Origin of the sequence: Vibrio sp. M250220, assembly GCF_036533795.1 — a bacterium.
Taxonomy (GTDB): Bacteria; Pseudomonadota; Gammaproteobacteria; order Enterobacterales; family Vibrionaceae; genus Vibrio.
The window spans coordinates 1-21,834 of the sequence record NZ_JATABI010000037.1 but is presented as its reverse complement, the minus strand read 5'-3'; the positions used below and the strand labels follow the sequence as shown (position 1 = coordinate 21,834).

Genomic DNA, 21,834 nt, shown 5'->3' with positions numbered 1-21,834 from the left:
AGATTAAAGCAAAACAACGCAGAAAAATTAAGCAGGATAGATTGAGTTCAACCGATCTATCCTCCATATCTACAATAACAAATTATTATTTGCAGGATGCTTGCGACCTGACTCACCAGAATGAGCCGAGTCGCTGCACCTCAGAACATGGAGAAAGTCATGGCGACTCATTTTGATTACATCTGTATCGGCGGCGGCTCAGGCGGCATTGCATCAGCAAACCGTGCGGCAATGTACGGCGCAAAAGTAGCCCTAATTGAAGCTCAAGACCTAGGTGGCACGTGTGTTAATGTTGGCTGTGTTCCTAAGAAAGTGATGTGGCACGGAGCCCAAATTGCTGAAGCAATGCATTTATACGCGGAAGACTATGGTTTTGATGTTGATGTAAAAAGCTTTGACTGGAGCAAGTTGGTTGAAAGTCGTCAGGCATACATCGGTCGTATTCACGAATCTTACGATCGCGTTCTTGGCAACAATAAAGTTAATGTCATCAAAGGCTTTGCTAAATTTGTCGACGAGAAAACCGTTGAAGTGAACGGTGAACACTACACTGCCGATCATATCCTGATTGCCGTGGGTGGACGCCCAACGATTCCGAACATCCCTGGTGCAGAATACGGCATCGACTCTAACGGTTTCTTCGAACTAAACGAGCAACCAAAACGTGTTGCTGTTATTGGCGCAGGCTACATTGCGGTTGAGATCGCAGGGGTACTGAACGCTTTAGGGACAGAAACGCACCTATTCTGCCGCAAAGAATCTCCGCTACGTAGCTTCGACCCAATGATCATTGATACTTTGGTTGAAGTGATGGCAGCAGAAGGTCCAACTCTGCATACTCACTCAGTACCGAAAGAAGTGGTAAAAGAAGCGGATGGTAGCCTTACTCTGCACCTAGAAAATGGCAATACACAAAACGTTGACCAATTAATCTGGGCTATCGGCCGTCATCCTGCAACCGATGCGATCAATCTTGCATCGACTGGCGTACAAATCAATGATCACGGTTACATCAAAGTAGACGAATTCCAAGCCACTAACGTTCCTGGCATCTACTGTGTTGGCGACATTATGGAAGGTGGTATCGAACTCACTCCTGTCGCCGTTAAAGCGGGTCGTCAGCTTTCTGAGCGCCTGTTTAATAATAAACCAAACGCTAAGATGGACTATGAACTCGTACCTACAGTTGTATTCAGCCACCCACCAATCGGTACTATCGGCCTAACGACTCAGGAAGCCGAAGAGAAGTACGGTAAAGAGAACATCAAGGTCTATACTTCTGGCTTTACAGCGATGTACACCGCCGTCACTCAGCATCGTCAACCATGTAAAATGAAGCTGGTATGTGCTGGTGAAGAAGAGACAGTCGTTGGCCTACATGGTATCGGTTTCGCGGTAGATGAAATGATTCAAGGATTTGGCGTAGCGATGAAGATGGGCGCAACTAAAGCAGATTTTGACTCTGTTGTGGCTATTCATCCAACGGGCTCTGAAGAGTTCGTGACAATGCGTTAATCCGCATAAGTCTTGAAAAGGATGCCTCGGCATCCTTTTTTATTACCCTATATCATTTAGAAACCAACTAAAGTCACTTTCCCCAACGCCATATCGCCAAACTGACAAGCAAAATCGATTCGTTTACCGGCTTCTTTGCCATACAGTGTTTTTAGCTTATCAAATACTTCAGGTATGTAACTGACGTTCTTGAGGCGTAAGCTCTTACGCGTTTGGCTATCAAGAAAGGCAAGAGCGGAAAGCGATAGCACCTTTTGGCAGCCATCCAGCATCGCTTTACCAACCAGTTTACTCTGCAAAGCCTGAGAAATATCCTGAGTCGAAACTCCATTCTTCGCTTGTGACATGATACATATTGCTGGCAAATCTAGCATAGCAACCGCTCTTGGACGCTGCGTGGCACTATCCTCATACACGGCCAACAAACAGGGAATTTTACTTTCATCGAATGGCTCTGGAGGCAGCTGACACAATACCAACTTTTCACCCAGCTCGCGTTGCAACAGCTTTTCGAGTTGAGAGAGTTTAGGTAATGCCAACTCTTTGTGGACTTCACCAATAGAGTCCAAGGTTTTCTTACTTTCCTCCACACCTTGAACCAAAGGCAGTAAGAGTTTATGCAGATCGGCATCTTCAAATGGCTTTGTAAGAACAAAACTTGCTCCTGCCTCTTTGGCTTGTCGGATTTGCAACTGGTCATCGACCGTCGTGATCATCCCGATTTTTATCGCATCACCCAGCTTCATCAGTTCGTTAATCAAGGTAAGGCCGGACATTTCAGGCATATACCAATCGGTTAGCACAATCTCAGGATGCCACTTCTGAGCAATCTTTACTGCTTCGCGAGCATCGCAGGTTTTTTTGATCGATAGACGGCAGTAACCAAAGCTTTCTAAGCCTCGCCTGGCAATCTCCAATAAAGAGCTGCAAAAAGAGAAACAACAGATGCTAGCGGCCATCGAAGCTTACAAACAGAAGTTAGCCGAAAAAGGCGATGTCGATTCTCTCACCGCAAAACTAGAAGCATCTCAACAGCAATTGCATCATATGACAAAAGAGAAGGACTTTGTTGAAAAGAAATATCTCGAACTGGTGCAAGAGTCGCAAACGAAAAATCAGTAGCGCACACTACTGATTTTTCCTCTACTTCACACAAACCACATTGAGCAGCGACGTTCCTTTCAATTGGTTGACCTTGCCACTGCTAAATAAGCCTGTTTTTTCGGCGCCCCAATAAGGTAAATGGACTGGCCACTCATCTTTTGTCATCACATTAGAGTCGAGGAGAGCCTGCCATTCTGACGCTGTCGCCATACGCATTTTCATACGGTAACAAGTTTTGTACGCGCCTTCATAGTCTAAGCGATTCCAAGGGATCTCATGTTCCATATAAAACTGCTCGTCTTTAAGCATCCAATATGGAACGACATACTCCACTCCCGCTATCGATGCTGAACGACGAACAGTAATGGATTTATCTTCTGCTGGTTCATTCGTCGCTTTAGGTTGAGGAACCACCGTTGGCTGAGCTTTGGCTGGAGCGGGAATCACTGTCGTGGCTTGACCTTTACCCTGACTCAACTCACTGACAACCGGTTTAGGCTTAGATGGCTGAGTTTTTGGCGTCGCACTGGGCTTTTTAGCGGGAGCCCCTTTTACAATTTCACGAATGAATGATTGCTGATAACCAGATTGCTTCTGAACCTTATCTAAATCTTGTCTAGCCGTGGTGAAATCCTTATATGGACCAATGAGGCAGCGGTAGGCTTTTGCCTCCGGCTTATTCCATACATCCATCGTAATATGAGGATAGATTTTCTTAGCCTGGGCAACCGAAAATGGCTGACTAAAAACACCACACTGAATCCAAAATGTCGATTCTTGGCCTACCGGCTTGGATTTGCCCCACAAACCTTTCCCTATTGGACAAGTCTGATCCAAAAGCGGCAACTCATTTGCCGATACCTGAATTGCATCGCAAAGGATTTCTTCTGCCAAGGTCGGTAATGACACGGTAGGCAACGCCAATATTACGAGAAAAGACCAATACTTGAAAAATGATTGCTTCGGCTTTGAGGCCATATCTATACCCATACTATCTAAACTAATCTAAGTGTACTCACCTAGGATGATAACTATAGTGACGCAGTAGAGGTTTTACTGCCCTGAAAGTGAGAACGCAAAAAAAGAGCCGTAATAGATTACGACCCTTAGTTTAGTGAGTTTTTTCTCGCCAAATCTTAGGCTTGGATCACCCTTTGTAGATTTTTGGGTTAAATACATCACGTAACCAGTCACCAAGTAGATTGATAACCAGTACCAATGTAACCAGTACGATACCTGGGAAGGCTGTAATCCACCATGCACCAGAGAAAATGTAGTTAAATCCAATACTAATCAAGGCACCCAGTGAAGGTTGGTCTACCGGCAGACCCAAACCTAGGAACGAAAGTGCCGCTTCAGACATGATAGCGTTTGCCACCTGAACGGTAGAGATAACCAAGATCGGCGACAGACAGTTCGGCAGAATATGGCGGAACATGATACGTGGTGCTTTAAAGCCCATTACACGTGCCGCTTCTACGTACTCTTTCTTCTTCTCGGCAAGCACGGAAGCACGAATCGTACGTGCGTATTGTGGCCACTCAGCCACACCGATGATAACCACCAGCATCACCACCGCATATTGACTGTAGAAGTCACTACCAAAACTCGCCTTAAAGATAGCAGAAACGATGATAGCAACCATCATGGTTGAGAAAGATAGCTGCACATCAGCGAAACGCATCAAGAAGCTATCAATACGTCCACCGAAGTAACCTGCTGATAGACCAATTATGATACCAAGAACTAACTGCAAGCCTACTGCTAGAAAGCCGATAGTCAGCGATAGACGAGAGCCGTATAGGATTGTAGAAAGGATGTCACGCCCCTGCTCATCAGTACCAAGAACAAAGCGCTCGTCACCACCGTCCATCCAAGATGGCGGCAGTTCAGAATCCATGATATCGATGGAGGCAAGATCGTAAGGGTCTGTCGGTGCCAATACAGGTGCGGCTAACGCCATGACTAAAAACATCATAAACACAGTAAAGCTCGCCATCGCAACTTTATCGCGTTTGAAGTAATACAAGAAATCCGATTGTTTGAAACGCTCCCAATGAGAAGGAGCAGCTGCTGTTTGACTCATGATTATGCTCCTTTACCTGTCAGGTTTACCGTCGGGTTGATGATGCCATACAGCAAATCAACAATGGTGTTGGTTACCACGAAAATCAGACCAACAAAAATGACGTACGCTGTGATAAGTGGTGTATCAACGCGGTTGATTGCCTCTAGGAAAAGGAAACCTGTACCAGGCCATTGGAAAACCGTTTCAGTCAAGATGGTATACGCAACCATAGTACCAATCTGTACACCACCTACGGTAAGTACAGGTAGCATGGTGTTCTTCAATGCGTGCTGGTAATAAATTTTATTCAGAGCCAGACCTTTCGCTTTACCAAACTTGATGTATTCCGAGCTTAGTACTTCAAGCATTTCAGAACGTACAAGACGAATAAACAGAGGTAGCATGATTGATGCGAGCGCGATACATGGCAAGATCAGGTGCGCTAAGCCGTCGAGAGTAAAATATCCAGACTCCCAGCCTAGAACATTTGCCGTCTCCCCTCGACCATAAGATGGTAACCAGTTTAGCTCTATCGAGAAGACGTACATCAGCATAATTGCGGTCAAGAACACCGGAATCGATATGCCAATGCTACTGAAAGCCATCACCACTTTGGTCAATATACTTTTTGGGTGAATGGCAGAGTAAACACCCAATGGAATCGAACAAGCAACGATAATCACCGTTGCGCCAAATACCAGCTCAAGCGTTGCAACCAGCTTATCTAGAATGACTTCAACCGCAGGGCGTTTGAAGAAATAAGAAGTACCTAAATCACCTTGTAGCGCAGAGGTTACAAAGCGAGTGTATTTTGTAATGAAGGGATCATTCAGACCCAGCTCGTCACGCAGAGCTTGACGCTCAGCTTCCGAAACTGATTGACCAACAAGCTCACGCAATGGGTCGCCGAGGTTATCCTGAATGGCAAACGCCACTAGACTGATCACAAACATCACTATCAGTGCCTGAAACAGGCGCTTGACCAGAAACGAAAACATTCCTTGCCCCTTAACTTTCCATAGATTTCAGTCTGCGAACCCGAATCCCTTTCACCGACTGGGCGAAGAGGGCTGCTGGTCGCAATCTTCAGTCTTAAAAATGGCACTTAACCCGACTGAAACAAAGTTAAGCACCAAAAATTAGCGGGCATCTGCATGACGCAGATGCCCTACTTACTTCAACTTATTTAACGACTAGGTCACCGAAGTAAGGGAAGTCCATCGCATTCACGATTGGAGCGATATCTACATTAGATTTGGCACCCCATGCTAGGTTCTGCCAGTGTAGAGGAACAAACGCAGCTTCGTTGTACAGAGTCGCTTCCACTTTCTGAAGCATTTGCGCACGCTTAGCTGGATCCGTTTCTACGTTTGAATCCATAACCAGCTTGTCAACTTCAGCGTTTGAGTAGTGGCCACAGTTGTACTGACCTTTACCTGTTTCTTCGTTGCGAGTCATTGTTAGGAACTCAGAGAAGTTCGCTGAATCTTCTGTATCTGAGTGCCAACCAATCATCAGCATGTCTGCCGCACACTTATCAAACTCTGGCCAGTATTGCGCTTTAGGCATAGTTTTTAGATCAACCTTAATGCCAATCTTAGATAGCATAGCTGCCGCAGCCTGAGCAATTTTCGCATCGTTCACGTAACGGTTGTTTGGCGCCATCATCGTTAGCGTAAAGCCATCTTCGTAGCCCGCTTCCTTCATTAGAGCTTTCGCTTTCTTCAGATCATAACGAGGCACTAGATCTGCACTGTAACCTGCGTAGCCTTCAGGGCCTTGTTGACCAGCAACAGTCGCGAAACCTTTCATGATTTTCTGAACAATGCCTTCGTTGTTGATTGCATGAACAATCGCCTGACGAACGCGAACATCTTTAAGTGCTTCGTTACTGTTTTGGTTCATTTGGAAGGTGATAATACGTGTACCTGGTAGTGTTACTAGGTTTACGTTTTTCGCCTCTTCTACACGCTTGTGGTCATTTGGTGCTACAGGCGCGATCATATCTACGTCACCAGAAAGAAGAGCCGCTACGCGAGTTGCATCTTCCTTGATTGGAACAAGAGTTAGCTTATCAACATTACCTTTAGACTCTTTGTCCCAGTAACCTGGGAAGCGTTCAAACTCAACTTTTACGCCTTGCTCACGAGAAGTAACGATGAATGGACCTGTACCAGAAACGTTGGTCGAAGCGAATGAGTTACCGTGCTTCACAACTTCGCCTTTATCTTTACCGTCAGCCGTTGTACCTGAGTAGAACTTGCTGTCCATTGGGAAGATGTAAGTCGCAGTTTGAAGAACCAGTGGGTAAGCACCCTTAGAAACAAGTTCAACTATGTAGTCGTCTACTTTGACCATCTTTTCATATGGTTCAAAGATAGCTTTAAAGTCTGGAGAATTTTTCAGACGCTCAAACGTCCAAACCACGTCATCTGCCGTTAGCTCGTTACCAGAGTGGAACTTAACGCCTTGACGCAATGTGAAACGGAATGTTGTCTCATCAACACGTTCCCATTTTTCAGCAAGACGAGGTTCAAAATCTAACTTTTGTGTGTAACGAACTAGTGGATCAAACACCATGTGAGACATTTGCAGTGTGCCGCCAGATAGCTGCTCATGCGGGTCAAGTGATACTGGATCTGCGTCATACGCGACGGTGATATCTGCTGCAGCTGCGCTAAAGCTTAAGCCTGCTGCCATCAAAGCCACTGCTAGTTTGCTTTTCATGGTTTTCATGCATAACTCCTTATGCGGGATTCATCCCTAGTTGTTGTATTTGCTTCTGTTTATGTCCCGTCAACCGATGTAGACGGGAAAGACTTACGACTTACGCCGTTTTTACTTCTTCTCTTAAGCCTGTAAATTCAGGCATTAAAGAAATCAGTTGTTTACTGTATTCGTGCTGAGGTGTTCTAAACAGCTGCTCAGTTGGGGCAACTTCCAATAATGTCCCCATTTGCATCACACCCACTCGATCGCACATCTGGCGAATGACTGGCAAGTCGTGACTGATAAACAGCATGGTAAGGTTCAACTCGTCTTGTAAATCTTTAAGTAGGTTGAGTATCTGTGCCTGTACCGACACATCGAGTGCCGATGTCGGTTCATCACAAATTAGCAGACGCGGGCGCGTCGCAAGTGCACGGGCAATCGAAATACGCTGACGCTGACCGCCTGAAAATTCATGTGGGTATTTCACCCCAGCCATCTGACCTAGACCAACGTGATCAAGTAGATCGTTAACGATCTGTCTGGTTTCTGCTTCACTGTTAGTCAACTTATGGAAACGAATCGGCTCTGCGATGATATCGAAAATCTTCATACGCGGATTCATTGAAGTGTATGGATTCTGAAACACCATCTGCATCTGACGGCGTAAAGGACGACGCTCTTTCTCTGATTTCAGTGATGTTAAGTCGATCCCTTCGAATGTTACCTTGCCTGAGTTAGGCGCATACAAACCAGCGATGACACGTGCAATCGTCGATTTGCCCGAACCAGACTCACCAACTAGACCAAATGTTTCACCTTCAAATACTTCAAAACTGACGTTGTTAGATGCTTGAACATATTCACGACGACTTTCAAATAACGAATCTTTCGTCACAAAACGTAGATTTACGTTTTCTACACTAAGCAGAGAGCCAGTGTATTGACGGTGATCCTGACTTTGACCTAGCCAGTGATTTTTCACATCTAGCGGCTCCATTTCTTGAGCTTCTTCGATGTAACTTACCAATGGAAAGCGATCCAGCTTCATATCTGAACGTGGAACCGCAGAAATCAAACTGCGTGTATAGGCGTGATCAGGGTCGCCAAGTACTTTTGTCGTAGGACCAAACTCAACCAAGTCACCACGATACATAACCGCAACGCGATCAGTCACGTTGGAAACCACACCCATATCGTGTGTTACCAACATACAACCAACGTTGTTCTTGATACACAACTCACGAATAAGCGATAGGATCTGATCTTGAATAGAAACGTCTAATGCCGTCGTTGGTTCATCGGCAATGATCAAGTCTGGCTCACCCGCAAGCGCAATCGCAATCACAACGCGCTGACGCATACCACCAGAGAACTGGTGCGGATACTGTTTCAAACGGTTTTCTGGTTGTGGAATACCCACCTGCTGCATTAGAGAAAGCGCACGCTTATAGGCTTCCTCATCCGTTACCTTCATGTTGGCATGAATGGTTTCTTTCAACTGCTGCTCAACGGTAAATAGTGGGTTTAGAGAAGTCATTGGATCTTGGAAAATAAATCCAATTTTTGAACCGCGAACACTGCGCATCTGCTCCGGACTTAGTCCAGAAATCAACTCACCATCTAGATAAACATCGCCGCTTGCAATTCGCCCAGGGGGGCTTAATAGATCGATAACCGCATTTCCAACGGTCGATTTGCCCGCGCCTGACTCGCCCACTACGCCGACGATTTCACCACGTTCGATATTGAATGAGAGAGATTTAACTGCGGCATGAACACCATGACGCGAAGGGTACTCTATTCGAAGGTTTTTAACTTCTAAAAGTGACATTACCAGACCTCTACTGCTTTGGCAGCTTTCTGCCCTGTCTGAAAAGTGAATCCATTCATACCAGTCCTATACCTAGGTTTCGATACCAAAATTAGGTATAGCGTTCTGGTAATTTATAAGCTCATCAATTTGGCAAAAAATTCACAGAAAAGCAACAAATATAGGATAAAAAGTCGAAATAGAACAAGAAGCAAGCAGTTTTAGGAAATAAATATGCAATCACACTAGATCATTGCTCAATTCAAAAATCTTAAAAACGCGCTAAAAAGGCTTATTTTTAAATGCCTATAGTTATTTAATACAGCTTTTGGTTATAAGAAAGCCAAAACAACAATAGAATAAAAATTCACGCAATCAACCTTTGAGCGCTTTAACAAAATAAAAACAAAACACCAGTCAAAGAATAAAAAGCCGAATCAAATCACAAATTAAAGCCACAAAGGCGAAGCTTATAATAAATAAATCACACAAAGTCAGACTAAAACACTGCTGTTTTTGTGCGAAATTTACTCACATTAAAATAGGAATAATACAAACTGATGAGTTGGAGTATATAGCGGTAGTTTGTTGGTTTACTCACTATTTCTCTGAGCTCTATTGAAGGCAATGTTAAGGGATGAAAAGCAATCTTTGAGATGTAGAAAAGCCCTAGTCTTTCGGCGCGGACGGCCAGTCTAGGGCTTCAATAGTGGTCGGTGAAGAGCCATATTCTGAACATCGGACGAACCCCCACTGCGGGTCCTTAAAAAAATCCTTGAGATGCAAAAAAGCCCTAGTCTTTCGACCAGGGCTTCTCAATAATGGTCGGTGAAGAGCCATATTCTCAACATCGGACGAACCCCTACTCGGGTTCGGTACAAAGTTCAGACTTCAGAAAGTAGAAAAGCCCTAGTCTTTCGACTAGGGCTTCAATAATGGTCGGTGAAGAGGGATTCGAACCCCCGACCCTCTGGTCCCAAACCAGATGCGCTACCAAGCTGCGCTATTCACCGACTTGTGTTTTATCTCGACTTTCATCAAGAATGGAAGCAAAGCTACCATAATAATGGGGTGGCTAACGAGACTTGAACTCGCGACAACCGGAATCACAATCCGGGGCTCTACCAACTGAGCTATAGCCACCATCAATTTTAGGTTTACCGCTTTAATGTAGCCATAAACTAAGATAGTGGTCGGTGAAGAGGGATTCGAACCCCCGACCCTCTGGTCCCAAACCAGATGCGCTACCAAGCTGCGCTATTCACCGAGCAAATAATGGGGTGGCTAACGAGACTTGAACTCGCGACAACCGGAATCACAATCCGGGGCTCTACCAACTGAGCTATAGCCACCACTGAAATTTTTACCGATACACCTTTAGACGAATGGCACGCCCGAAAGGATTCGAACCTTCGACCTTTGGCTCCGGAGGCCAACGCTCTATCCAACTGAGCTACGGGCGCATGCCCTATCGGCGGAGTGGAATAATACGTATATCACACAATGTCGTCTAGTACTTTTTCAACTTTTTTTATCGTTTGGTGCCTTTTTGGGCAATTAAAGTGTGATAAACCCCTATTTCCCACCAGATATACCCCTTGATGCGGTTAACTTGTTGTTTATTGCAACAAGTTATCAGGATATAATCACCCATTATTTACATTGATTTAACAGCAAATCATCTTATGAAGGGCTGTTGGTCAGTCACAATCTAATAATAGGTAAGCACGAACTTACCTTCAGGAATGTAAAGTGAGTTTAATGGATATGTCTCGAAAATTATTAACCGCTTTGGTCGCTGCGATTACTTTTTCTAGCGCCTCTTTTGCAGCCAGCGTAAGCCAAGAAGAATATGATGCAATTGCAGAACGTATCAAACCTGTTGGTGATGTCTATCTTGCAGGCGCAGAGCCAGTGAAAGCTGAACCTACTGGTCCACGCGACGGTGCGACAGTGTACGGTACTTTCTGTATCGCTTGTCACTCTTCAGGCGTAAGTGGTGCACCAAAAACCGGTGATGCTGGTGACTGGGCTCCGCGTATCGCTCAAGGTAAAGACGTGCTAACTAACCACGCAATAAATGGCTTCAATGCGATGCCTGCTAAAGGTTCATGTATGGACTGTTCAGATGACGAAATCATCGCTGCAATTGAGCACATGATTAAAGATCTATAAACCGTTCTATATCGATAAGATGGAAAAGGCTTGGATTGTCCAAGCCTTTTTTGTTTTTGCTACTTTTTGAACATCGCTCTTAGATTGGCGATATGTGCTTGGCCTTTTGCCATCCGTTCTTCGGCAGAGACTGGTTTCTTCGTTTGTTCCCACTCAACGTCGTCAAAAGGTAGTTCATCTAAGAATCGACTTTGAGTCGGCTTAATCAACTCACCAAACTGTCGGCGCTCCTTGCACATGGTAAAAGTCAGCTCTCGCTGAGCTCGGGTAATACCTACGTACATCAAACGGCGCTCTTCCTCGACATTGTCTTCATCTATGCTGGTTTGATGTGGCAGTATCCCCTCTTCACTACCAATTAAGTAAACATAAGGAAATTCCAGACCTTTAGAGGCATGCAATGTCATCAGTTGAACCGCATCGCTATCATCGTCCTCTTCACCACGCTCCATCATGTCACGCAGGGTCAAACGCTGAACCACCTCTTTAAGGCTTTTCTCTTCTTGGTCATAGTTGTCACCTTCAAGATCCGCCACTATCCAAGAGTACAGATCGGAGACGTTCTTCATGCGCATTTCTGCCGCTTTCGGACTCGACGACGTTTCGTATAACCAATCTTCATAGTTAATGTCTCGAACCAAAGAGCGTACTGCCTCGACGGTATCGCCACGCTCAGCCTGATCCGCAATTTTAACCAACCAAGTCGTAAAGCGACGTAGGTTTTCTAGCCCTCTCCCTGAGAGCGTTTGCTCTAAGCCCATTTCGAAACTTGCGTCAAATAAGCTTTTGCCGCGCATGTTGGCATAACTGCCCAGTTTTTCTAAAGTTACTGGACCAATTTCACGTCTTGGCGTATTCACAATGCGCAAAAATGCATTGTCATCATCAGGATTCACCAACATTCTCAGGTATGCCATGATGTCTTTAATTTCTGCGCGGGCAAAAAATGACGTTCCTCCCGAGAGCTTGTACGGCACACGGTTTTGCATCAACGACTTTTCAATTAAGCGTGACTGGTGATTACCACGATAAAGAACAGCATAGTCCTTGTAATCGGTCCGATTAAGAAACTTATGAGCAATCAGTTCGCCCGTGACACGTTCCGCTTCATGATCTTCATTCTTAGCCAGTAGGACTTTGAGTTTTTCCCCATCTGGAATTTCAGAGAACAACGATTTTTCATAAACGTGTGGATTGTTGGCGATTAAAATATTCGCCGCTCTCAGGATGCGGCTCGTTGATCGGTAGTTTTGCTCTAACTTAATCAAACGAAGATTCGGAAAGTCTTCACCAAGCAGGACAAGGTTTTGAGGCTTTGCTCCACGCCATGAGTAAATTGACTGGTCATCATCACCAACCACGGTTAAGCGTCCACGTTCACCTACGATAAGTTTGACCAAATCATATTGGCTAGTGTTGGTGTCTTGGTACTCATCCACCAACAAGTAACGAATTCTATTTTGCCAACGCTGACGAACTTCTTGATTGGTTTTTAGTAGCAATACTGGCAATGAAATCAGATCATCAAAGTCGAGCGCGTTATAGGCTTTCATCTGTTTCTGATACATCTCAAAGCAGAACGCAAACAGTTGTTGCTGCTCACCTTTCGCCTGAGCTTTTGCTTGCTCCGGCGTCAACATGTCGTTCTTCCAATTCGAAATAGTGCTCAACAATTGGCGTAACAGGTCTTTATCACCATCGAGCTGTTTCTCTGTCAGCTCTTTCAGTAATGCCATTTGGTCCTGATCATCAAACAGAGAAAAACCTGCTTTTAAACCGAGCGCTTTGTATTCGCGTTTAATGATGTTGAGACCAAGGGTATGAAAAGTCGAGACCATCAACCCCTTTGATTCTTGCTTACCCAATGTCTGGCCAACCCGTTCTTTCATTTCCCGGGCGGCTTTATTCGTAAAGGTCACAGCGGCAATGTTACGAGCCTTGTAGCCACACTGCTGGACCAAATAAGCGATTTTATTGGTAATCACGCGCGTCTTACCTGAACCCGCGCCCGCTAATACTAGGCATGGACCAGATACATACTTTACCGCTTCGTCTTGATTTGGATTCAGCTTCATCGTGTTCTCAGGTGAATAATTCAAATGGTGACTATAATAATGCTGCAACACAGTGATTGCTATGCTCTCAACAACAAGAATTTTGCTTAGTTAGCTAAATAATTTGTTGCATATAACCATCCCTTTTGCATTATAATGAATGAACGTTCATTCACAACCAGATCAATGTAGAATATGTCTGACTCTGAACTCAACGTAGATAAAAGGCAAAAGATCATGGATGCCGCTGAAAAACTGATTGCAGAATCAGGATTTCAGGGACTATCCATGCAAAAGCTAGCTAAAGAGGCTCGTGTAGCTGCGGGCACAATTTATCGCTACTTTTCAGACAAAGAAGATCTCTTGCTGCAAGTTCGCCTAGCTGTCGTTCAACGCAATGCCGAGACTATTCAGCAAGGTGTTACGAACGAAATGACTCTCAAACAGCGTTTTCGAAAAATGTGGTTAAACATTTTCGATTTGTCAGGGTCGAATATCAGCACTTTGAAAAATCGAGCTCAATATGACTCTTTACCATGTGTTCGTAGCCATGAAACTAAAGAGCTTGAGCGCGCGATGTTCAGCAAAGTCGAACAACTGTTTGAAGAAGGGCGTGAACAAGGGATATTTAAACCTTTGGAAAATCCAGTACTTGCTGCTCTCAGTCTTGAGGTTAGCGTCACTCTGGCACGTAAACAATCTCTCGGATATTACCACCTGGATGAAAAAGCGATTGAAGCCGCTATTGAAGCCAGTTGGGATGCGATTACAAAACACTAATTTGGAGTTCTTATCAGAATGAAAAAGTGGACATTCTTTATGCTTCTTATCGCGGTACTGCTGTTTGGCAGCGTGATAGGTTTCAACTTATTTAAACAACAGAAGATTGCCGAGTATATGGCTAATCGCCCCGAGCCAGAGTTTCCTGTCACCGTTACAGATGTCAAACCGGTTGATTGGGTTCCTGTCATTGAAGCCATTGGTTTTATTGAACCTAACCAAGGTGTTACGGTTGCCAATGAAACCAGCGGTGTCATTGATAAAATCGCATTTGAATCCGGTACTCAAGTTCAAGAAGGCCAACCACTGGTGTTACTCGATTCTGCGGTAGAAAAAGCGAATCTAAAGAGCTCTCAGGCTCGCTTACCTGCGGCTGAAGCGAAATACAAGCGCTACAAAGGTCTATTCACTAAAGGTTCTATCTCTAAAGAAGCCTACGATGAAGCAGAAGCTAACTACTTCTCTCTTCAAGCAGATATTGAAAGTCTAAAAGCTTCAATTGACCGCCGTGAAATCAAAGCGCCATTTGCTGGTGTCGTAGGTATTCGTAATGTTTACCTAGGTCAATACCTGCAAGCTGGTACTGATATCGTACGTTTAGAAGATACTAGCGTTATGCGTCTGCGCTTTACGGTTCCACAAACGGACATTTCTCGTATTTCACTTGACCAAGAAGTCGATATCTTTGTTGATGCTTACCCTGAAAAACCATTTAAAGGTTCTATTTCAGCAATCGAGCCTGCGGTAAATATCCAAAGTGGTCTGATTCAAGTTCAGGCAGATATTCCAAACAGTGATGGCCAGCTACGTAGCGGTATGTTTGCTCGTGCAAATATCATCCTGCCTAAGCTTGAAAACCAAGTGACTCTGCCTCAAACCGCAATCACATTTACGTTATACGGCGACAACGTCTACATCATTTCAGATAAAGATGGTGAAAAGCGCGTAATACAGCAAGTCGTAAAAGTGGGTGAACGCACTCAAGATATCGCACACATCCTTGAAGGTGTTAAACCAGGTGATGTTGTGGTTACTTCAGGTCAAGTGCGTCTAAGCAACCACGCTAAAGTTCGTGTAGTAGAAAGCGATGCAACTACTCCACCAGCTGAAACACCAATGCTGTAACTGGAGGCCTCATGCGCTTTACTGATGTTTTTATTAAACGTCCAGTTTTAGCGGTATCGATCAGCTTTTTGATTGCGCTGCTTGGTTTACAAGCAATCTTCAAAATGCAGGTCCGTGAATACCCTGAAATGACGAATACGGTAGTTACGGTTTCGACCAGTTACTACGGTGCGAGTGCAGACCTAATCCAAGGCTTTATTACTCAGCCTTTGGAGCAAGCGGTCGCACAAGCAGACAATATCGACTATATGACTTCACAATCGGTTTTGGGTAAATCAACCATTACCGTCAACATGAAGTTAAATACGGATCCAAATGCGGCACTGTCAGATGTTCTAGCAAAGACTAACTCGGTTCGTTCTCAGCTTCCTAAAGAGGCCGAAGACCCAACCGTTACTATGTCTACGGGTTCAACAACCGCGGTTCTTTACATCGGTTTCACCAGTGATGAACTCTCTTCAAGCCAAATCACTGACTACCTTGAGCGTGTAATTAACCCTCAGTTGTTCACCGTAAATGGTGTATCTAAAGTTGATTTGTACGGTGGTATGAAATACGCACTGCGTATCTGGCTAGATCCATCAAAAATGGCTGCGTTGGGTCTTACCGCTACGGATGTAATGGCCGTACTGAATGCCAACAACTATCAGTCAGCGACAGGTCAAGCAGTTGGTGAATATGTTCTGTACAACGGTAGCGCGGATACTCAGGTATCAAACGTTGATGAGTTGTCGAATCTTGTTATTAGTACAGACGAAGGCGATGTAACTCGCCTAAGCGATATCGCTAAAGTAACGCTAGAGAAAAGTCACGACGTTTACCGCGCAAGTGCTAACGGTCAGGAAGCGGTTGTTGCAGCAATCAACGCAGCACCAAGTGCTAACCCGATCAATATTGCTGCAGATGTACTAGACCTGTTACCTCAGTTAGAGCGTAACCTACCAAGTACAATCAAGATGAACATCATGTATGACTCAACGATTGCAATCAATGAGTCCATCAATGAAGTAATCAAAACGATTGTTGAAGCAGCGGTTATCGTACTTATCGTGATCACCCTGTTCCTAGGTTCGTTCCGTGCGGTCATCATCCCTATCGTGACTATCCCGCTTTCACTAATCGGTGTAGCGATGGTCATGCAAGGTATGGGGTTCTCGTGGAACCTGATGACACTACTGGCAATGGTACTGGCGATCGGTCTGGTAGTAGATGATGCGATCGTTGTTCTGGAGAACGTCGACCGCCACATCAAGTTGGGTGAGTCTCCGTTCCGTGCAGCCATCATAGGTACGCGTGAAATCGCAGTGCCTGTTATTGCCATGACACTCACGCTAGGTGCGGTATATGCGCCAATCGCGTTAATGGGCGGTATTACTGGCTCACTATTTAAAGAGTTCGCATTAACTCTGGCAGGCTCGGTGTTCGTATCTGGTATCGTGGCACTAACACTATCGCCAATGATGTGTTCAAAAATGCTCAAAGCTAACGAAGAGCCAAGCAAGTTTGAGCAGAAAGTTCACCACATACTGGATGGTATGACTAATCGCTACGCGAAGATGCTTGCAGCAGTTATGCAGCATCGTCCTGTTGTCATTGGCTTTGCTGTCATTGTATTCGCCAGTCTGCCTATGCTGTTCAAGTTCATCCCAAGTGAACTTGCACCATCGGAAGATAAAGGCGTTGTGATGTTGATGGGTACTGCGCCGTCTAACGCAAACTTAGACTTTATGCAGAACACCATGAATGACGTGAACACGATTCTATCTGACCAACCAGAAGTTGCGTTTGCCCAGGTGTTTACTGGTGTACCTAACTCGAACCAAGCGTTTGGTATTGCATCAATGGTACCTTGGAGTGAGCGTGAAGCGAGTCAGTCTGAAGTCGCAAACCGCGTAGGTGGCCTAGTTAAAAATGTCCCAGGTATGGCGGTTACTGCTTTCCAGATGCCAGAACTACCAGGCGCGGGTTCAGGTCTACCGATTCAGTTCGTTATCACCACACCAAATGCGTTTGAAAGTTTATTCTCTATCGCGACAGACGTACTGACTGAAGTGAAGTCTAGCCCTATGTTCGTTTATTCAGATCTCGATCTGAACTACGACTCTGCAACGATGAAAATCAACATCGACAAAGACAAAGCGGGTGCATACGGCGTCACAATGCAAGACATTGGTATTACGCTAAGTACTATGATGGCTGACGGTTACGTAAACCGTATCGACCTGAATGGTCGTTCTTACGAGGTTATTCCTCAGGTTGAACGTAAGTGGCGTCTAAACCCAGAGTCGATGAACAACTACTACGTACGCTCGGCCAATGGCAAAGCAGTACCTCTAGGCAGCTTGATTACTATTGATGTTGTGGCAGAGCCTCGCTCTCTCCCTCACTTCAACCAGCTTAACTCTGCGACTGTGGGTGCGGTTCCTGCACCAGGCACTGCAATGGGTGATGCAATCAACTGGTTCGAAGGTATCGCAGCCGACAAGCTGCCAAGTGGTTACAACCATGACTACATGGGTGAAGCACGTCAGTACGTAACAGAGGGTAGCGCACTTTACGCTACCTTTGGTCTAGCACTAGCGATCATCTTCTTGGTTCTGGCGATTCAGTTTGAATCACTAAAAGATCCATTGGTTATCATGGTGTCGGTGCCCCTCGCGATTTGTGGTGCTCTGATCGCTCTAGCTTGGGGTGCAGCAACGATGAACATCTACTCTCAGGTAGGTCTAATCACGCTGGTTGGTCTGATCACCAAGCACGGCATCTTGATCTGTGAAGTCGCGAAAGAAGAGCAGCTACACAACAAACTCAGTAAGACTGAGGCGGTAATGGAAGCGGCGAAAGTACGTTTACGCCCTATCCTAATGACAACAGCAGCGATGATTGCTGGTCTTATCCCGCTAATGTACGCAACAGGTGCTGGTGCTGCTCAGCGCTTTAGTATTGGTATCGTAATCGTTGCTGGTCTAGCAATCGGTACTATCTTTACGCTGTTTGTACTACCTGTTATCTACAGCTACCTAGCTGAGAAACACAAGCCACTGCCTGTGTTTGTAGAAGATAAAGATTTGGAAAAGCTGGCACGAGTTGATGAAGCGAAAGCGGCTCAGCGTGAACTGTCAGAAAGCAAATAATCTTGAGTAAATGAAAAAGGTCACTTCGGTGGCCTTTTTTTTATTGGGCACATTCACTGATGGTCGCTTCGAATTTTTACTATCCAAATAGCGACTTTCCCGTATCAATTACATAGAATGAGGGCAAATTGAAAGGAGTTTTAGTCACATGTTTGATCCAAAGAAACTAGAGCAAATTGCTAAACAAATTCACGACTCTATGCCAACACCAGTAAAAGAGCTTGGCGCAGACGTTGACCAAAAAGTGCGTCAGGTTATTCAAGGCCAACTGAACAAACTAGACGTTGTTAGCCGTGAAGAGTTCGATGTCCAAACTCAGGTTCTACTGCGTACTCGTCAGAAGCTTACTGAAATGGAAAAAAAGCTGGCTGATCTAGAAGAGAAGTTAAGCGAGAAAGAATAGCGAGAAGCAAAGCGTTCTTAAAAAAAAGCTTGGTCTACGGAGACCAAGCTTTTTGATTAGATGTTGTGTTTTATGTTGTATTTATTGACCCCAGTCTACCCGGAGTTCTTGCCTAATTTACGTTAACAGATAACGCAAATTAGAGATTCTAAGCTAAACAGATCAGCCGCCTACCGCGATATTTTTCATATCAGTCATGTAACCACGTAGCTCTTCACCAATGTATTCAACTGGGTGGTTACGGATAACATCGTTAACTTCGATAAGACGCGCGTTATCGACTTGGTTAGATGTTTCACCTAAGCCACGACCGATTACGTCAGTACCAATTGAAGGCATGAATTTCTCACGCAGTAGCGGTGTTGCTACGTTTGCAAATAGGTAGTTACCGTATTCAGCCGTGTCTGAAATAACAACGTTCATTTCGTATAGACGCTTACGTGCAACCGTATTAGCAATTAGCGGTAGTTCGTGTAGAGACTCGTAGTACGCAGACTCATCAATGATGCCTGATGCTGTCATCGCTTCGAATGCGAGCTCAACACCTGCACGAACCATTGCAACCATTAGGATACCGTTGTCGAAATACTCTTGTTCAGAGATCTCAACGTCCCCTGCTGGGTAGTTTTCGAATGCTGTTTCGCCTGTCTCAGCACGCCAGCCAAGTAGGTTCGCGTCATCATTAGCCCAGTCAGCCATCATAGTACTTGAGAAATGACCAGTGATGATGTCATCCATGTGCTTGTTGTATAGCGGACGCATTAGCTCTTTTAGCTCTTCAGAAAGCTCAAATGCTTTGATTTTTGCTGGATTCGATAGACGATCCATCATGTGTGTGATGCCACCAAACTTCAGTGCTTCTGTGATGGTTTCCCAACCGTATTGCAGAAGTTTACCTGCGTAGCTCGGGTCAATACCGTCAGCAACCATTTTCTCGTAAGAAACGATAGAGCCTGCTTGTAGCATGCCACATAGAATAGTTTGCTCACCCATAAGGTCAGACTTAACTTCAGCAACAAATGAAGACTCTAGACAACCCGCGCGGTGACCGCCTGTACCAGCTGCCCATGCTTTCGCGATATCCCAGCCTTCACCTTTAGGATCATTTTCTGGGTGAACAGCGATCAGTGTTGGTACACCAAAGCCACGTTTGTATTCTTCACGAACTTCTGTACCTGGACATTTAGGTGCAACCATGACAACCGTTAGGTCTTTACGGATTTGCATACCTTCTTCAACTACGTTGAAACCGTGTGAGTAACCTAGTGCTGCCCCTTCTTTCATTAGCGGCATGACTGTTTCTACTACGTTAGTGTGCTGCTTGTCTGGCGTTAGGTTGATCACAAGATCTGCGTCAGGGATTAGGTTCTCGTAGCTGTCTACTTCAAAGCCATTTTCTTTTGCATTTTTGTATGACTGACGTTGCTCATCAATCGCAGCCTGACGTAGTGCGTACGCGACGTTGAGACCTGAGTCACGCATGTTGAGACCTTGGTTTAGGCCTTGAGCACCACAACCAACGATAACGACTTTTTTACCTTTCAAGTAATCCGCTTCAGTCGCGAATTCGCTGCGATCCATGAAACGACAACGACCTAATTGATCTAGCTGCTCGCGTAGGTTTAAAGTATTGAAATAGTTAGCCATATGGGCGCTCCTTTAAAGAATTTTTCCGTTGAGGTCGGTAGCTCTAGTACCGAATGAGTTCATACTAAAACAGACAGACTGTTGCCGAAAGTGATATATTCACAATTAGTAATTGCAATTAATGCAACAAAGGTGTGACCATTTCATGAACATTAAATGTCTCCAGCTATTTATTCACCTGTGTGATAGTAAAAGCTTTGCTAAGACGGCTTCTGCGATGCATATCAGCCCTTCAGCGCTAAGTCGCCAGATTCAAAAGCTGGAGAGTGATACCAATCAGGTTCTTTTTGTGCGTGACAACCGTAGTGTCGAACTCACTCCTGCGGCCAAGAAGCTTCTCCCCGTCGCACTTAAAATTCTCGGTGAGTGGCAAAACTATAACGCTCAGTTAAAAGGCCATGAGCAGGAGCTTAGAGGAGAAATTCGCTTATTCTGTTCAGTAACCGCCAGCTATAGCCATTTGCCAGAACTGTTGTCTGAGTTTCGTCTGCAACACCCATTTATCGAGTTTAAACTCTCTACCGGCGATCCAGCACAAGCCATAGAGAAAGTTCTCGCCAACGAAGTAGATATTGCTATCTCTGCCAAACCGGAACAGCTGCCAGCTCGAATCGAATTCGAAACCATCAGTGAAATCCCCCTTTCAGTTATTGCACCAGCCGGGATCAGTAACTTTGCCGAAGAATTACAGAAGGACCAGCCAGATTGGTCCGCGATCCCTTTTATTGTTCCAGAATCAGGAACGGCACGTGACCGTGCCAATGCGTGGTTTAAGGCGATGAAGATTAAACCGACCATTTACGCACAGGTATCGGGGCATGAAGCGATTGTTAGTATGGTGGCCTTGGGGTGTGGTGTTGGCATAGCACCGGATGTTGTCATCAACAATAGCCCGGTGAAAGAGAAAATACAGCGCCTCAAAGTCGCCTCTATCAAGCCATTTAAACTCGGAGTGTGCTGCAACCGTTCACAATTAGACAATCCCTTGGTGAAGGCGTTGTGGGAAATGGCACACGATACCTACATCGCACCATAAACTGATGGCAGCGACAAAAAACGACCCAAATCAAGGACCGTTCGTATAACTAAAACTCGCTACCCTGTTTTCGTTCCAAACACGTTAAGTGATAGGAGTTAGCTTCGATGAGCGGCTTTGTAGGGGGACTAAAAGAGCTCTAGAGACGTTTCATCTAAGAACATGTTTGGCGTAATGTCTTTAACAAACTCTGCCACTTGCTTGTCTAATTCAGCTTGTTCTTCTTTAGTGATGAGTGTTTTAAACACAGGGCGACCTTCTTCATCTGCTA

The 21,834-nt window shown here is 45.1% G+C and carries 16 protein-coding genes, 5 tRNA genes and 1 pseudogene; 8 read left to right on the top strand and 14 right to left on the bottom strand.

The window, feature by feature from the left end; translation table 11 throughout:
- The first annotated feature begins 159 nt into the window (after positions 1 to 159).
- A complete protein-coding gene (gene gorA, locus QTN94_RS13325) occupies positions 160 to 1,515 on the top strand; it encodes a glutathione-disulfide reductase (protein WP_331427899.1) in 1,356 nt (451 codons plus the stop codon).
- A 56-nt stretch (positions 1,516 to 1,571) separates the two neighbouring features.
- Here gorA and QTN94_RS13320 read toward each other — a convergent pair whose 3' ends face one another.
- On the bottom strand, positions 1,572 to 2,474 hold the full coding sequence (locus QTN94_RS13320) for a response regulator (RefSeq protein WP_331427898.1): 903 nt from the start codon (positions 2,472 to 2,474) through the stop codon (positions 1,572 to 1,574).
- On the opposite strand from QTN94_RS13320, the gene QTN94_RS13315 reads away from it, so the two are divergent.
- Positions 2,461 to 2,637 (top strand): hypothetical protein, encoded by a 177-nt coding sequence (locus QTN94_RS13315; protein WP_331427897.1) that lies wholly within the window; start codon positions 2,461 to 2,463, stop codon positions 2,635 to 2,637. The genes QTN94_RS13320 and QTN94_RS13315 overlap by 14 nt on opposite strands.
- Positions 2,638 to 2,658: 21 nt before the next feature.
- Here the strand turns inward: QTN94_RS13315 and QTN94_RS13310 are convergent, their stop codons facing one another.
- The 10 genes from QTN94_RS13310 to QTN94_RS13265 form a co-directional block, all read right to left on the bottom strand.
- Positions 2,659 to 3,609: an SPOR domain-containing protein gene (locus tag QTN94_RS13310; RefSeq protein WP_331427896.1), complete on the bottom strand. Its 951-nt coding sequence runs from the start codon at positions 3,607 to 3,609 to the stop codon at positions 2,659 to 2,661.
- Positions 3,610 to 3,766: 157 nt separating this feature from the next.
- Positions 3,767 to 4,705, bottom strand: coding sequence for an ABC transporter permease (locus QTN94_RS13305; RefSeq protein ID WP_138972068.1), 939 nt, complete (start codon positions 4,703 to 4,705; stop codon positions 3,767 to 3,769).
- Between the two features lie 2 nt (positions 4,706 to 4,707).
- Positions 4,708 to 5,685, bottom strand: coding sequence for an ABC transporter permease (locus tag QTN94_RS13300; RefSeq protein ID WP_138972067.1), 978 nt, complete (start codon positions 5,683 to 5,685; stop codon positions 4,708 to 4,710).
- Positions 5,686 to 5,869: 184 nt separating this feature from the next.
- Positions 5,870 to 7,423 carry an ABC transporter substrate-binding protein gene (locus QTN94_RS13295; protein WP_331427895.1) on the bottom strand — a complete coding sequence of 518 codons (1,554 nt, stop codon included), beginning with the start codon at positions 7,421 to 7,423 and terminating at the stop codon, positions 5,870 to 5,872.
- Positions 7,424 to 7,514: 91 nt separating this feature from the next.
- Positions 7,515 to 9,230: an ABC transporter ATP-binding protein gene (locus tag QTN94_RS13290; protein WP_331427894.1), complete on the bottom strand. Its 1,716-nt coding sequence runs from the start codon at positions 9,228 to 9,230 to the stop codon at positions 7,515 to 7,517.
- A gap of 915 nt (positions 9,231 to 10,145) precedes the next feature.
- Positions 10,146 to 10,222 (bottom strand) — tRNA-Pro (locus QTN94_RS13285).
- A 54-nt stretch (positions 10,223 to 10,276) separates the two neighbouring features.
- Positions 10,277 to 10,352, bottom strand: a tRNA-His gene (locus QTN94_RS13280).
- A 47-nt stretch (positions 10,353 to 10,399) separates the two neighbouring features.
- Positions 10,400 to 10,476, bottom strand: a tRNA-Pro gene (locus QTN94_RS13275).
- 9 nt (positions 10,477 to 10,485) lie between these two features.
- Positions 10,486 to 10,561, bottom strand: a tRNA-His gene (locus tag QTN94_RS13270).
- Between the two features lie 34 nt (positions 10,562 to 10,595).
- A tRNA-Arg gene (locus QTN94_RS13265) sits at positions 10,596 to 10,672 on the bottom strand.
- A gap of 298 nt (positions 10,673 to 10,970) precedes the next feature.
- Between QTN94_RS13265 and QTN94_RS13260 the strand changes: the two genes are divergently transcribed.
- Positions 10,971 to 11,384 (top strand): c-type cytochrome, encoded by a 414-nt coding sequence (locus QTN94_RS13260; RefSeq protein ID WP_331417641.1) that lies wholly within the window; start codon positions 10,971 to 10,973, stop codon positions 11,382 to 11,384.
- A 59-nt stretch (positions 11,385 to 11,443) separates the two neighbouring features.
- Here the strand turns inward: QTN94_RS13260 and rep are convergent, their stop codons facing one another.
- On the bottom strand, positions 11,444 to 13,459 hold the full coding sequence (rep, locus tag QTN94_RS13255; protein ID WP_331427893.1) for a DNA helicase Rep: 2,016 nt from the start codon (positions 13,457 to 13,459) through the stop codon (positions 11,444 to 11,446).
- Between the two features lie 174 nt (positions 13,460 to 13,633).
- On the opposite strand from rep, the gene QTN94_RS13250 reads away from it, so the two are divergent.
- The 4 genes from QTN94_RS13250 to ubiK all read left to right on the top strand — a co-directional run bounded on the left by QTN94_RS13250 (position 13,634) and on the right by ubiK (position 18,880).
- Complete coding sequence (locus QTN94_RS13250; protein WP_331417643.1) at positions 13,634 to 14,218, top strand: TetR/AcrR family transcriptional regulator; 585 nt, start codon at positions 13,634 to 13,636, stop codon at positions 14,216 to 14,218.
- Positions 14,219 to 14,236: 18 nt separating this feature from the next.
- The gene (locus QTN94_RS13245) at positions 14,237 to 15,343 is read left to right on the top strand and encodes an efflux RND transporter periplasmic adaptor subunit (RefSeq protein ID WP_331427892.1); all 1,107 of its coding nucleotides are present in this window, start codon (positions 14,237 to 14,239) and stop codon (positions 15,341 to 15,343) included.
- 11 nt (positions 15,344 to 15,354) lie between these two features.
- The gene (locus QTN94_RS13240; protein WP_331417645.1) at positions 15,355 to 18,477 is read left to right on the top strand and encodes a multidrug efflux RND transporter permease subunit; all 3,123 of its coding nucleotides are present in this window, start codon (positions 15,355 to 15,357) and stop codon (positions 18,475 to 18,477) included.
- Positions 18,478 to 18,625: 148 nt separating this feature from the next.
- Entirely contained in the window at positions 18,626 to 18,880 is a 255-nt protein-coding gene (gene ubiK, locus QTN94_RS13235) for a ubiquinone biosynthesis accessory factor UbiK (protein WP_138972059.1), read from the top strand.
- 162 nt (positions 18,881 to 19,042) lie between these two features.
- Here ubiK and ilvC read toward each other — a convergent pair whose 3' ends face one another.
- Positions 19,043 to 20,527: a ketol-acid reductoisomerase gene (ilvC, locus tag QTN94_RS13230; RefSeq protein WP_138972058.1), complete on the bottom strand. Its 1,485-nt coding sequence runs from the start codon at positions 20,525 to 20,527 to the stop codon at positions 19,043 to 19,045.
- Positions 20,528 to 20,672: 145 nt separating this feature from the next.
- Here ilvC and ilvY point away from each other — a divergent pair, with 145 nt between their 5' ends.
- The gene (gene ilvY, locus QTN94_RS13225) at positions 20,673 to 21,563 is read left to right on the top strand and encodes an HTH-type transcriptional activator IlvY (protein WP_138972057.1); all 891 of its coding nucleotides are present in this window, start codon (positions 20,673 to 20,675) and stop codon (positions 21,561 to 21,563) included.
- A gap of 128 nt (positions 21,564 to 21,691) precedes the next feature.
- Here ilvY and QTN94_RS13220 read toward each other — a convergent pair.
- Positions 21,692 to 21,834: pseudogene (locus QTN94_RS13220) on the bottom strand (sel1 repeat family protein); the annotation flags it as partial.

What these genes read in the sequence shown, in the direction of transcription:
- gorA (WP_331427899.1), top strand. Translation starts at nt 160, where the DNA reads ATGGCGACTCATTTTGATTACATCTGTATCGGCGGCGGCTCAGGCGGC.
- QTN94_RS13315 (WP_331427897.1), top strand. Translation starts at nt 2,461, where the DNA reads ATGCTAGCGGCCATCGAAGCTTACAAACAGAAGTTAGCCGAAAAAGGC.
- QTN94_RS13320 (WP_331427898.1), bottom strand. Translation starts at nt 2,474, where the DNA reads ATGGCCGCTAGCATCTGTTGTTTCTCTTTTTGCAGCTCTTTATTGGAG.
- QTN94_RS13310 (WP_331427896.1), bottom strand. Translation starts at nt 3,609, where the DNA reads ATGGGTATAGATATGGCCTCAAAGCCGAAGCAATCATTTTTCAAGTAT.
- QTN94_RS13305 (WP_138972068.1), bottom strand. Translation starts at nt 4,705, where the DNA reads ATGAGTCAAACAGCAGCTGCTCCTTCTCATTGGGAGCGTTTCAAACAA.
- QTN94_RS13300 (WP_138972067.1), bottom strand. Translation starts at nt 5,685, where the DNA reads ATGTTTTCGTTTCTGGTCAAGCGCCTGTTTCAGGCACTGATAGTGATG.
- QTN94_RS13295 (WP_331427895.1), bottom strand. Translation starts at nt 7,423, where the DNA reads ATGAAAACCATGAAAAGCAAACTAGCAGTGGCTTTGATGGCAGCAGGC.
- QTN94_RS13290 (WP_331427894.1), bottom strand. Translation starts at nt 9,230, where the DNA reads ATGTCACTTTTAGAAGTTAAAAACCTTCGAATAGAGTACCCTTCGCGT.
- QTN94_RS13260 (WP_331417641.1), top strand. Translation starts at nt 10,971, where the DNA reads ATGGATATGTCTCGAAAATTATTAACCGCTTTGGTCGCTGCGATTACT.
- rep (WP_331427893.1), bottom strand. Translation starts at nt 13,459, where the DNA reads ATGAAGCTGAATCCAAATCAAGACGAAGCGGTAAAGTATGTATCTGGT.
- QTN94_RS13250 (WP_331417643.1), top strand. Translation starts at nt 13,634, where the DNA reads ATGTCTGACTCTGAACTCAACGTAGATAAAAGGCAAAAGATCATGGAT.
- QTN94_RS13245 (WP_331427892.1), top strand. Translation starts at nt 14,237, where the DNA reads ATGAAAAAGTGGACATTCTTTATGCTTCTTATCGCGGTACTGCTGTTT.
- QTN94_RS13240 (WP_331417645.1), top strand. Translation starts at nt 15,355, where the DNA reads ATGCGCTTTACTGATGTTTTTATTAAACGTCCAGTTTTAGCGGTATCG.
- ubiK (WP_138972059.1), top strand. Translation starts at nt 18,626, where the DNA reads ATGTTTGATCCAAAGAAACTAGAGCAAATTGCTAAACAAATTCACGAC.
- ilvC (WP_138972058.1), bottom strand. Translation starts at nt 20,527, where the DNA reads ATGGCTAACTATTTCAATACTTTAAACCTACGCGAGCAGCTAGATCAA.
- ilvY (WP_138972057.1), top strand. Translation starts at nt 20,673, where the DNA reads ATGAACATTAAATGTCTCCAGCTATTTATTCACCTGTGTGATAGTAAA.